The sequence below is a fragment of the Mycobacterium sp. pUA109 genome (assembly GCF_041287095.1).
Taxonomy (GTDB): Bacteria; Actinomycetota; Actinomycetes; order Mycobacteriales; family Mycobacteriaceae; genus Mycobacterium.
This window is the reverse complement of the sequence record NZ_JBGGKS010000024.1, coordinates 78,138-89,604: the sequence shown is the minus strand read 5'-3', so window position 1 is coordinate 89,604 and position 11,467 is coordinate 78,138. Positions and strand designations below refer to the sequence as shown.

The 11,467-nt window shown below is 68.6% G+C and carries 12 protein-coding genes; 8 read left to right on the top strand and 4 right to left on the bottom strand.

Going from position 1 to position 11,467, the window contains the following annotated elements; all coding sequences use genetic code 11:
- Positions 1–190: 190 nt before the first annotated feature.
- Complete coding sequence (locus ACAG26_RS23205; RefSeq protein WP_370485431.1) at positions 191–529, top strand: PH domain-containing protein; 339 nt, start codon at positions 191–193, stop codon at positions 527–529.
- A 4-nt stretch (positions 530–533) separates the two neighbouring features.
- On the opposite strand, the gene ACAG26_RS23200 is transcribed toward ACAG26_RS23205, so the two are convergent.
- Positions 534–1,367 (bottom strand): DoxX family protein, encoded by an 834-nt coding sequence (locus tag ACAG26_RS23200; RefSeq protein ID WP_370485423.1) that lies wholly within the window; start codon positions 1,365–1,367, stop codon positions 534–536.
- Between the two features lie 160 nt (positions 1,368–1,527).
- Here ACAG26_RS23200 and ACAG26_RS23195 point away from each other — a divergent pair, with 160 nt between their 5' ends.
- The 4 genes from ACAG26_RS23195 (at position 1,528) to gjpA (ending at position 6,847) form a co-directional block, all read left to right on the top strand.
- Complete coding sequence (locus ACAG26_RS23195; RefSeq protein WP_370485422.1) at positions 1,528–2,655, top strand: PQQ-dependent sugar dehydrogenase; 1,128 nt, start codon at positions 1,528–1,530, stop codon at positions 2,653–2,655.
- A gap of 205 nt (positions 2,656–2,860) precedes the next feature.
- Positions 2,861–4,777 (top strand): methyltransferase domain-containing protein, encoded by a 1,917-nt coding sequence (locus ACAG26_RS23190; protein ID WP_370485421.1) that lies wholly within the window; start codon positions 2,861–2,863, stop codon positions 4,775–4,777.
- On the top strand, positions 4,774–5,529 hold the full coding sequence (locus ACAG26_RS23185; protein WP_370485420.1) for a glutamate racemase: 756 nt from the start codon (positions 4,774–4,776) through the stop codon (positions 5,527–5,529). Before ACAG26_RS23190 ends, ACAG26_RS23185 begins: the two co-directional genes overlap by 4 nt.
- 319 nt (positions 5,530–5,848) lie before the next feature.
- Complete coding sequence (gjpA, locus tag ACAG26_RS23180) at positions 5,849–6,847, top strand: outer membrane porin GjpA (RefSeq protein ID WP_370485419.1); 999 nt, start codon at positions 5,849–5,851, stop codon at positions 6,845–6,847.
- A gap of 231 nt (positions 6,848–7,078) precedes the next feature.
- Here the strand turns inward: gjpA and gatB are convergent, their stop codons facing one another.
- A complete protein-coding gene (gene gatB, locus ACAG26_RS23175) occupies positions 7,079–8,581 on the bottom strand; it encodes an Asp-tRNA(Asn)/Glu-tRNA(Gln) amidotransferase subunit GatB (RefSeq protein ID WP_370485418.1) in 1,503 nt (500 codons plus the stop codon).
- Here gatB and ACAG26_RS23170 point away from each other — a divergent pair.
- The gene (locus ACAG26_RS23170; RefSeq protein WP_370485417.1) at positions 8,580–8,753 is read left to right on the top strand and encodes a hypothetical protein; all 174 of its coding nucleotides are present in this window, start codon (positions 8,580–8,582) and stop codon (positions 8,751–8,753) included. The two genes, gatB and ACAG26_RS23170, sit on opposite strands and share 2 nt — an antisense overlap.
- A gap of 69 nt (positions 8,754–8,822) precedes the next feature.
- The gene (locus ACAG26_RS23165) at positions 8,823–9,233 is read left to right on the top strand and encodes a hypothetical protein (protein ID WP_370485416.1); all 411 of its coding nucleotides are present in this window, start codon (positions 8,823–8,825) and stop codon (positions 9,231–9,233) included.
- A gap of 19 nt (positions 9,234–9,252) precedes the next feature.
- On the opposite strand, the gene tenA is transcribed toward ACAG26_RS23165, so the two are convergent.
- Positions 9,253–9,921 carry a thiaminase II gene (gene tenA, locus ACAG26_RS23160; protein ID WP_370485415.1) on the bottom strand — a complete coding sequence of 223 codons (669 nt, stop codon included), beginning with the start codon at positions 9,919–9,921 and terminating at the stop codon, positions 9,253–9,255.
- A 61-nt stretch (positions 9,922–9,982) separates the two neighbouring features.
- On the opposite strand from tenA, the gene ACAG26_RS23155 reads away from it, so the two are divergent.
- Positions 9,983–10,369, top strand: a complete 387-nt coding sequence (locus tag ACAG26_RS23155) for a DUF2237 family protein (RefSeq protein WP_370485414.1) — start codon at positions 9,983–9,985, stop codon at positions 10,367–10,369.
- Here ACAG26_RS23155 and ACAG26_RS23150 read toward each other — a convergent pair whose 3' ends face one another.
- Positions 10,370–11,365, bottom strand: a complete 996-nt coding sequence (locus tag ACAG26_RS23150; protein ID WP_370485413.1) for a MinD/ParA family protein — start codon at positions 11,363–11,365, stop codon at positions 10,370–10,372.
- Positions 11,366–11,467: the final 102 nt, after the last annotated feature.

Sequence of the window (11,467 nt, the reverse complement as noted above, 5' to 3'; positions counted from 1 at the left end):
GCGAACACCCGCCGAAGAACTCGAGCGACTACTCTCAAACCCGTCCACATTCGTTGCAGCCACCGCTTGAATCCAAGGGGCTCGGCCGCAGCCCTCCCCGCAATCTCAACGCGGTGCCCGCAACCGGCGATGACATGATGCCCAGGTGGCCGCTAGCTCACCCGCATCCGCGGTGATCAAGATTTCCCCGATGGCGCACTTCGCGGTCGGCTTTGTGGCGCTGGGCTTGCTGATCCCGGTGCTGACCTGGCCGGCGACGGCGCCGCTGCTGGTGATCCCGGTGCTGCTGTCGGCGTTGATCATCCGGCTGCGCACCGTCGCCGATCACCGCGGCGTGACCGTCCGCAGCCTGCTGGGCAGCCGGTCGGTGCGCTGGGAGGACATCGAGGGGCTGCGGTTCACCAAGGGTTCCTGGGCCCGCGCCCGCCTCACCAGCGGCGATGAACTGCGCTTACCGGCGGTCAGCTTCGCCACGCTGCCGCAGCTGACCGAAGCCAGCGGGGGTCGGGTCCCCAACCCGTACGCCTGAACGGTTAGCTCAGCGGGTTGGCGCCGTTGAGCAGCACCCACAGCGCGATGCCGCCGCCGATGCCGAGCAGCAGCGCGATAAACGACCCGATGAACGGGCGGCGCGCCCAGCCGCGCCCGGCGTCGAACCCGTACTTGCCGGGTCCGGTCAACACGAGGGCGGCGGCGATCGCGATCAAGGTGATCTGGTATTCCTGCCCGTCGGGCAGGAAGAACGCCAGATGGCGCACACCGCCGTGCGCCGAGGCCGCGGCCAGCACCCCGTTGAGCAGGTAGGCCAGCGCCCCGGCGGCGGCCACCGGGGTGAACAACCCCAGCACCAGCAGCACCCCGGCGACGATCTGGCCGCCGACAGCGACGTAGCTGAGGATGTCGGCGTACTGGTAGCCGGTGTCGGACAGCGAGTTCTTGAACCCGGTCAGCCCCTGCCCACCCCACCAGCCGAACAGTTTCTGCAAGCCGTGCACGACCAGCAGCGCACCCAACCCCAGGCGCAGCAGCAACAATCCCAGGTCTTGGGTACCGCGGCGGTCGACGGGACCGTAGCGCTCATCGTCGTTCGGGTCGATCTCGGCCGGCCCCAGCGCGGCGTGCCGGCCACTGGATTGCGGCTGCACATACGGCAGCGGCTCGGAGTCGCCGAGCAGGCTGAACCCGGTGCTGCCGCCATTGCGGGAGTCGTAGGGCGGGATCGTGGTGGTCTCGAAATCGCCCCCGTAGTCGGCCGAGGGCAGGTCATCCTCGGGATCGACCAGGCTTGCCGAGCCGGGGCGTCCCGCGTTCGGCGGCGCCGAACCGTCCGGTCGCTGCCAGGGTGAGTCGTGCGCTTGGCTGGTCACCCTTGTCAGGGTAAGGGCATCGGGGGCTGGATTGGGGATTTGAGCGGCGCTTTCACCGGCAAATCCGCGCCGGGTGCCAGGGCCGCCGCGACGGGCCGGCCTCGGCGGTTAGGACGGCCATCCTGGCGGGCCGACCCGCGGTGTCCGTAATCTGGCGGGCATGCGGATGCGCGGGGCGGTTCGACGGGTGGCCGTCGTGGGGTGCGCGGGGTTGCTGGTGTTGACCGGCTGCGCGCATTTCAACGACGCCCAGTCGGAACCTTTCACCACCGAACCGCAACGCAAACCCCCCGCCAGCTCGACGCCTCCCCCGCCGCCGCCGCTGCCGGCCACCCCGTTCCCCAAACAGTGCCCGGCACCGAACGTCATGCAGGGCTGCCTGGAGAGCACCAGCGGGCTGATCATGCTCGGCGACAGCAAGTCGGCGCTGGTCGCCGAGCGGACCACCGGCGCCATCAAGGAGATCTCGCTGAGCGCCGAGCCGAAGGTCAAGACCGTCATCGGGGTGGACCCGTCCGGCGACGGCGGCTTGCTGGACATTGTGCGCTCGCCGACCTATTCGCAGGACCGGCTGATGTATGCCTACATCAGCACGCCCACCGACAACCGGGTCATCCGAATCGCCGACGGCGATACCCCCAAAGACATCCTGACCGGGATCCCCAAGGGGGCCACCGGGAATTCCGGTGCGCTGATCTTCACTAGCCGCACCACCCTGGTGGTGCTCACCGGTGACGCCGGCGACCCCGCCGCCGCGGCCGACCCCGGATCGCGTGCCGGCAAGGTGCTGCGGATCGAGCAACCCACCACCATCGACCAGGCGCCGCCGACCACGGCACTGACCGGGATGGGCGCCGGCGGTGGCATGTGCATCGATCCGGTTGACGGTTCGCTCTACATCACCGACCGCACCCCCGCCGGGGATCGGCTGCAGCGCATCACCAAGGAGTCGCAGACCTCGACGGTGTGGACGTGGCCGGACAAGCCCGGGGTGGGCGGCTGCGCGGCGTTGGACGGCACCGTGTTGGTCAACCTGGTCAACACCAAGCAGACGGTGGCGGTGCGACTGGCGCCGGGCACCGGCGCGGTCACCAGCGAACCCGAGGTGTTGCGCGACAACGACGTCCACAAGCATGCCTGGGCGATCGCGCTGGCCCCGGACGGCAACCTGTGGGGCGCGACGGTGAACAAGAGCTTCGGCGACGCCGAAAAACTCGACGACGTGGTCTTCCCGTTGCTGTCGGCGGGCGGCGGCGGCTTCCCGCGCAGCAACGACGACAAGACCTGATCGCGCCGGGCTGGCCCACCCCTTGCGCCGAGCGTGCGCTGAGGGCGGCATTTGGGCCGAAATCCCGCCACCAGTGCACGTTCGACGACGGCCGCAGCGCGGCGGCCTGAAATTGGTGCGTTTTCGCCCCATTGGGCGCCCTTAGGATCGGATGCAGTGGGCCGCGCTTGGGGGAGCGCGGCCCACCAGACTCGGGGGAACGATGGTGAGCCAGTTGCTTGTCGATGCGCGCGCCGGGATCGACGCGGTGGCTCCGCTACTGGACGCGTTGGCCGGCACGGCGGCGCGTGGCGATCTCCCCGGACCTGGTCTGCTGGCTCGGGTGGCCGGCGCCCGGCCGGCGTTGGCGGCGCTGGCCAGCGCGCCCGGCCCGGACCAGCCCTACTCGCGCACCATCCTGCGCGCCGACGACCGCGTCGAGATCATGATCGCCCGGTGGCGTCCGGGGCGCAGCTGCGCACCGCACGACCACGGCGGGTCCGGCGGATTCGTCGTCGCGGTCGAGGGCGACTTCGACGAGCGGCGGTTCGGTTGGAACGGTCCGCGCCTGGTGCCCGTCACGGCAACGGTGCGGGCCGAGGGCGCGCCGATTCCGATTACCCCCGACGTGATCCACGATATGACGGCCGGCGCGACGGGATTATCCCTGCATTGCTACAGCCCGCCACCGACCCGGATGCGGGTGTTCGATCTGGGCCGCGCCGAGGCGTTGGACCTGGTCGGCGACTACGGTGCCTGGATTCCCGCCGGGGACCACCCGCGCCTGCCGTTCGCCGACATCGCACCCAAACACACTGCGGTCCCGGTGATCTGGGTCGCCTACACCACCCGCTACCGCGGCGGCTCGGCGGAGTTCGCGACGGCGGCGGCCACCCTGGCCCGCGAATTGGCCGACGCGCATCCCGACGCCGAGGTGGTCGTCGCCGGCGTGCACCACAAAAGCGAGTTCGTCGCCGAGCTGGCCCGGCTGGCCGATGCCGGGCGGGCGATCGACCAGTTGCACCTGATCAGCCACGCCGGCCTGTACGGCCCGATGTTCGGCTCCACCGACTGGCCCGAACAGTTCTCACCACACGAGTGGCGGGCGATGCCGATTCCGTTCTCCCCCACCGGGCGAGCCTATTTTCACGCCTGCCGTACGGCACGCTGGTTCGCCCCGTTCTTCGCCGACGTGTTCGGGGTGCCCAGTTACGGCAACCGCAACTACACCACCGTGTCGGCACGCAAAGACCATTTCGCGTGGGCGGGTCGCCAACCGGAGGCCCGCCCGAAGCTTTATCTGATCGCCACGCCGGGTAAGAAGTCGCACGGCTGGATCGGATCCGTCCGCAAGTATCTCGGCAGCGCGGCTGAGCCGCTGGTCGAATGCCGGCCCACCGCAACGCAACCGGACCGCTCCTATGATCGGGTGGCCGCGCTCTACGACCGCGCCTACGCCGATATCCGGGTCCGCGAACGCGAGTGGTGTTGGGTCACCGACCGCGCCGCGGGCGCCCGTGCCGAATTCGGCCGGCCGCTGCGGATCCTCGACATCGGCTGCGGCAACGGCGCGTTGCTGCGCGCCCTGGACGACGACGGCCATCTCGACACCGGGATCGGGGTGGACAGTTCCGCGCAGATGCTGGCCCACGCCGAGGCGCGCACCGGCGACCGATTGCGGTTCGCCCGGGTCGACGGCCCGACCCTGGATCTGCCGGACAACCACGTCGATGTGGTGGTGTCGTTCCTGTCGTTTCGGTACCTGGACTGGGACCCGATCATGGCCGAGATCCGGCGGGTCCTGGCCCCCGGCGGCCGGCTGTGGGTGGTGGACATGGTCGAGCGGCCGGTGCGTTGGTCGGAGCTGGGCACGCTGGCCCGCTCCGCGGTCGCGCACTGGCGGGCCCCGCGCCGCCGGCCGGGTTTCGCCGCCCACCTGGCCACCCTCACCGGCCACCCGGACTGGCAGGAGATGCTGCGGCACAACCCGATCCGCGCCGAACACGAATATCGGTGGTATTTCTCCAGCCGGTTTCCGGGCCGGGAGCTCGACCTGTTGACGACGACGTTGTCGCAGCGGGTGGTGGCGTTCGATTCGGGGCCGCTGGCCAAGGGGCGCACCGAGCCGCTCAGCTACCCATGACCGCGCTGGGCGTCGTCGATTGGGGTATCGGCGGGATCGGGTTGGTGCAAGCGCTGGACCGGGTGGCGCCCGGGCTGCCGGTGCTGTACTGGTCGGATTCCGGGGCGCTTCCCTACGGGCGGATGCGGACCGGTGAGCTGACCGCGCGGTTGTCCGCCGTGCTCGACCGGCTGGCCGAGATGGGCGCCAGCGAGGCCGTGTTGGCCTGTAACGCCGCCAGCACGGTGGTGGGACATCTTGGCGCCGCGGCGATTCCGGTGCACGGCATCATCGACTGCGGGGTGGCGTCGGTGCCCGATGCGGTGGCCAGGGTCGGGGTGATCGGCGGGCGGCGCACCATCGCCGCCGGCCACTACCGGCGCGGGCTGACCCGCCCGGGTCGGGTGGTGCTGTCGCGGGTGGCCCAGCCGCTGTCGGCGCATATCGAGGCCGGCCGGGCCGGTTCGGCGGAGTTTCGCGCCGACCTGACCCGGATTCTCGCCCCGTTGCGGGGGGTGCAGGCCCTCGTGCTGGCCTGCACCCACTACCCCGCCGCACGCCGCTGGTTTTCGGATGTGCTGCCGGATGCGCTGCTGGTCGACCCGGTGCAGCGGTTGGCTGCCGGAGTCGCCGATCGCTATCCGCAGGCCCGCCGTGCATCGCGGCCGGCCGAGCGGACGTTCGTCACCACCGGGGACCCCGCGGCGATGCGGCGCGCCGCGTTGGCTGCATGGGGCGTCGAGGTGGCGGCCTTTGCGGTGCGGCCGCGCTGAGCTGCGGTAACGCACCGCCGGGGAATCTCCGTCCCCCAGACTCCTGCCACCACGGCGCCGCCTTACTGGCCTCGGCCACATAGGAGCTTCCTGATCATCTTCAGGCAGCTCTCAGGTCATGGGTTGTCAGAATGCCCAGACCCCGAGGCTCGGCGCTCGCATCGGGGGCGACCCTGGCTCCGATACAACCACCAACCTCTCGTTTCGGAAGTTTCGTCCGGTTTCTTGGACCCACCTGAAGGCCCTTAACTTACTATCAGGTAGCGTTACCGCTAGCTGTGATGCCGATAACACACAGATGCCACCGAAGGAGATAGCCGTGCAGCAAATCGCTCCCCGCCCCTGGGTTACCGCCGGGGTCGCCCTGGCCGGTGCCAGCCTGATCGCGGTCACCCCGGTGACCGCGGCGCAACTGCCCGACATTCAGGTGCCCGACATCCAGCTCACCGCCGCCGGCGACTTCGACCCCATCGGAACTTGGGAGAGCGTCCTTCAGACGGCCTCGACCAACGCCACCGACATCTGGGATCACTTCTCGGCTGCCCCGTTCCCGGTGGCCCAGCAGGTCCTCGCGAACCAGATCGGTTACCTCGAAGAGTTCGTCAAGGACCCGGCCAGCATCGCGAATGTTCCGACCGAGATCTTCCACAACCTCCAGGCCGCGTTCGGCGCCCCGTTCGAGCCGTTCCTGCCGGATAATCCTGCCGATTTCATCTATCCGTCCCTCGATAGCACCCATGCACCGTGGTTCGACATCTTCCAACAACTGATCCCAACCCTCATCACTGATGAGAATCTCCAACCACTAGTCCTGGACCTGCTTTCTTTCTCGGCTTCGCCCGCCAGCGGAGTTCTCTGGGGCAGTATCGGCACCATGCTCAGCCCGGCGCTGCAGTTCGGCAGTGATGTCACCGGCATTGTCGACGCCCTGAGCAGCAGCGACCCAATGACGGCACTCCAGGATCTGGTCGACATGCCGGCCAACATCACCAACGCGTTCCTCAACGGCTATGGCCCAGTTGATCTGGTACCGCTATTGGCACAGTTGGGGATCACATTGCCGTCCATAGACATTTTTGGGCTCGACGCATCCCTCACATCGCTTCCGCTGGACTTCGGCGGGCTGCTTAGCCCGGGCGGTTCGCTCTTCGACGCCATCGGGGTGACCGCCAGTTTGCTGGGCGCCGACCTACCCCTCTTTGCTGGCGACCCAGTCGGACCGATTGCGTCCATGGTGGAGTTGGCCCAGTCCATTGCGATGGACATCGGCTGGTCCGGCAGCGGCATGCCACTGGACATCTTGTCGATGCTGTTCTAAATCCGCTCAACGATCCACACACGGCAAGTGGCCCCCTCGCTGCAGGGGGTCACTTGCTGTTGGGCCGTCGCGGCCTCAGCAACCGCCCGCGAGAGGGCGAGCAAACTAGGTGAATCTGTGCCGCCCGTCGACGTCGCGCCGCAGCCCGACGAAGCCGCCGAACCAATCCTTCCAACATCGTGGAGTGTTTAGCGCGCGGTGCGCCAGTCTGGACGGACGTCGGCTAGACCGTCACCCGCAGGCGGCCAGCACCAACTCGCGCACCCGGGCGGCGTCGGCCTGACCCTTGGTGGCCTTCATCACCGCACCGACGATGGCGCCCGCGGCCTGCACCTTGCCGCCGCGGATCTTCTCGACGATATCGGGGTTGGCGGCCAGCGCCTCGTCGACGGCGGCCTGGATCAGCGAGTCGTCGCGCACCACCGCCAGGCCGCGGGCGGTCATCACCTGCTCGGGCTCGCCCTCACCGGCCAGTACCCCTTCGACCACCTGGCGGGCCAGCTTGTTGGACAGCTTGCCCGCATCGACCAGCGCCACCACCTCGGCGACCTGCTTGGGCGTGATCGCCAGCTCATCGAGTTGCACCCCGGCCTCGTTGGCCTTTTGCACCAAGAAGTTTCCCCACCACGCGCGGGCGTCCTTGCTGGCGGCGCCGTGCTGCACGGTGGCCGCGACCAGCTCCACCGCCCCGTTGTTGACCAGATCCCGCATCACCTCGTCGGAGATGTCCCACTCCTGCTGAATCTTCTTGCGCGCCAACCACGGCAGCTCCGGAATGGTCGCGCGCAGCCGCTCCACCAGCTCCGCGCTGGGCGCCACCGGCTCCAGGTCGGGTTCGGGGAAATAGCGGTAGTCCTCGGCGGTCTCCTTGGTGCGACCCGGGCTGGTGTAGCCGGACTCATGAAAGTGCCGGGTCTCCTGGGTCACCCGGCCACCGGAGGTCAACACGGCGGCCTGGCGCCGCATCTCGTAGGTGACCGCCACCTCCACGCTCTTGAGCGAGTTGACGTTCTTGGTCTCGGTGCGGGTGCCGAACTCGGTGGCGCCCGTCCGCTTGAGCGACACGTTGGCGTCGCACCGCATCGAGCCCTGGTCCATCCGCACGTCGGACACCCCCAACGCGCGCAACAGATCCCGCAGCGCGGTCACATAGGCTCGGGCGATCTGCGGGGCGCGCTCGCCCGCACCGACGATCGGCTTGGTGACGATCTCGATCAGCGGCACCCCGGAGCGGTTGTAGTCGATCAGCGACTCGGTGGCGCCCTCGATGCGGCCGGTCTCACTGCCCAGGTGGGTCAGCTTGCCGGTGTCCTCTTCCATGTGGGCGCGCTCGATGTCCACCCGCCAGCTCGAACCGTCCTCCAGCGGCACGTCAAGGTAGCCGTTGATCGCGATGGGTTCGTCGTACTGCGAGATCTGATAGTTCTTCGGCATGTCCGGGTAGAAGTAATTCTTCCGGGCGAACCGGCACCACGGCACGATCTCGCAGTTCAGCGCCAGCCCGATCCGGATCGCCGATTCGACGGCCGCGGCGTTGAGCACCGGCAGTGACCCGGGCAGCCCCAGGCAGACCGGGCACACCTGGGTGTTGGGTTCGGAGCCGAAGGTGGTGGCGCAGCCGCAGAACATCTTGGTGGCGGTGGACAGCTCGACGTGCACTTCCAAACCCAGCACGGGGTCGAAGCGGGCGATGACGTCGTCGTAGTCCATCAGGTCGGCGGCGGCGGTGGTCATGCCGCGAGTCTATTCGGCGGCGATCAGCGGCCGTCGGGGCACCGAACCGTGGTTACGCTCAGCAGGTGATCCGAGCGGCGGTCCCACCGACAGCGCCACCACCGACTACCCGCCGCCGCAGACCCGCACCGTCCGCACCGCCTGGTTCGCCGGGGGCGCAAACTCGGCCTAAGTCAGTACCGACAGCCCGACTGTGCACAGCCGGCGGTGAGCGGAGCCGAACCTCGGTACGCTTCCCAACGTGACCGAGGATTCCGGTGACCTGGAAAGCCGGGTGAGCGCGCTGGAGACGCGGGTCGGCGAACTGGCCCAGCAGTTGCAGCACACCAAGCAGGACGCGGCAGCCGCACGGGTGCTGGCCGGCGGTGCCGATCGCGACGTCGAAGAGATGCGGGGCGAGATCCGCGATCTGCGGGAAGAAATGCGGGGAGAAGTGCGCGATCTGCGTGGGGAAATGCGTGATTTCCGGCAGGCCACTACGGCCAGCTTCAACGCCATGCGCAACGACTTCACCGACCTGCGCACGCAGATGAACGACGGGTTCGTCGAAATACGTGGACGGCTGGATGCCACCGCGACCGGGCTCACCCAGATCACCAACCTGCTGACCAGGCTGACCGGCGACACCAACGACAACGACGCATCCGAGTAACGGGGCCCATCGCCGCCCCTCACACCGGCCAGCCCTCCAACCGGTAGGCGGCATCCCAGAACATCCACTCATAACGCGCCGTGGTGTGGAAGTGCCGACGCATCAACGCCAGCTCCCGCTGCGACGCCCGGGCGCCGATCCGGTCGGTGACCTCCAGCACCGCGGTAACCACGGCCTGGTACTCCTGCCCCGCGTACATGTCGATCCACCGCTGATACAGCGCATCATCCGAGCCGGCAACCTGCAGGTGTTCACCCACCCGGGCGTAGATCCAGTAGCAGGGCAGTACGGCGGCGACGGCCTCGGCGTAGGAACCCCCGTAGACGGTGGCCAGCAAGTAGCTGACGTAGGCCTGGGTGGCCGGTGTGATGGGCAGCGACGCCGCCTCGTCGGCGTCCAAGCCCAGCGCCGCGAGTAGTTCGGCGTGCAGCTGCTGCTCAGCGGCGATCGCGGCGCTGGCGTGTTCGGCGAACATCGCCAACTCCGTCTCGCCGGGCGCTTTGGCCGCGCACACCGCCAGCGCCCGCGCATAGCCGCGCAGATAGTGGCCGTCCTGCACGACGTAGTAGCGAAACCGGTCGTGACCCAACGTCCCGTCGGTGAGCCCGGTGACAAACGGGTGCGCACAGATACCCCGGTAGATGTCCGCGACGTCGGCCCAGAGCAGATCCCGTGTGCGGTCGGCCATGCCACACGGTAACTCGCTACTATTCGCTCCAACGCAAACCGATGAGGGGGCCATCGACCCAATGCCCGATCGCAATGTGCTCGGTGGCCCGCTGGAACCGTGCGGCACCGATCCGGTCACCGGCTTCTACCGCGACGGCTGTTGCTCGACGGGGCCGGAGGATCTCGGCCTGCACACCATCTGCGCGGTGGTGACCGGCGAGTTCCTGCAGCACCAGCGCTCGATCGGCAACGACCTGTCCACGCCGATGCCCGCGTACCAGTTTCCCGGCCTCACGCCCGGCGATCGCTGGTGCGTCACCGCGGCCAACTGGTTGCGTGCCCACCTGGACGGCTACGCGGCGCCGGTGGTGCTGGCCGCCACCCACGAACGCACCCTCGAGGTGGTGAGCCTGGAGGTGCTCCAGCAGTACGCCGTCGACGTGCCCGATGACCTGGGCGATCTGTGATCAGCCCGCGGGATACAGATCGGCCAGCGTGGCCGCCAACTCCAGGTAGCCGCGCCTGCTCTCCTTGCTCAACCGCTCCAGCATGAGCCCGCTGTCCTCCGCGAGGTGCCGATCGAACGGGAGCACGACGAACCGCGCGCCCGGGAACTGCCGAGATATCTTCTCGAGTTCGGCGCCGACCGCGGCATCGGGCTTTCCTGCCTCGGTTTGGTTGATCGCCAGCACCATCGACTCGAGCAGATACTGATATCCGTTGTTGCGCAACCAATCTAGGGTAGTTCTGGTTCGTGTGATCGCGTCGATAGCGGCGCTGCTGACCACGACGATGGCCCGGGATCGCCGCAACGCAGCCTGGACCACACCGGACCGCAGGGTCTTGCTGCAGTCGGTCAATACCACCGAGTAGTGATGGCGCAACTTCTCGAACACTTTGGCAAAATCGTCGCGTTCGACGCGTCGTGCCCGGTGTCCGTCGTTGCCGGCGCCGAGCACTTCCAGCCCCGAGGCATTCATGTGGGTGTGGGCCCGCACATCGAGATACTGCGTGGCGGTGCCGGCGGTGACCAAGTCGAATAGGCCCAGCGGGCTGCGGCCGCCGTGTCGGTCGGCGAGGTCGCCGGCGTCGAGGTCCACCGCGATGACCCGGTCCCCGCGCACGTCGGCGAAGGTGGAGCCCAGCGCCTCCACCACCGTGGTGGTGCCGACGTCGCCCTTCAGGTTGAAAACCGCGACGGGGAACACGGTCTCCACCGACGCCCGGATCCGATCCCGCAACTGGAGTTCGTAAAGCCGGGCTTTGCCCGGCCCCAGCTTGATACCCGGGACCCGGGAAACCCGTTCTCGCCACCCGGCCTGGACGCGGGCGCGCGCCGCCTCCTGCGCGTCGCGGGCCGCCACGCCGGGCATCCGCCGGCGGGGCGCGACCACGATCGGCGTCGTGACCCGATCCGACCCCGGCGGATTGGCCGGATCGTCGCGGCCATGGGGCCGCGTCACGGCCTCGGGTGACGGGTGCTCGCGCGTCGGCCGACCGGGTTGTTGCCCGGACTCGGCGCGGTGCTCAAGTACTCCGCAATAAGGATCGCGGTGCCGCATATG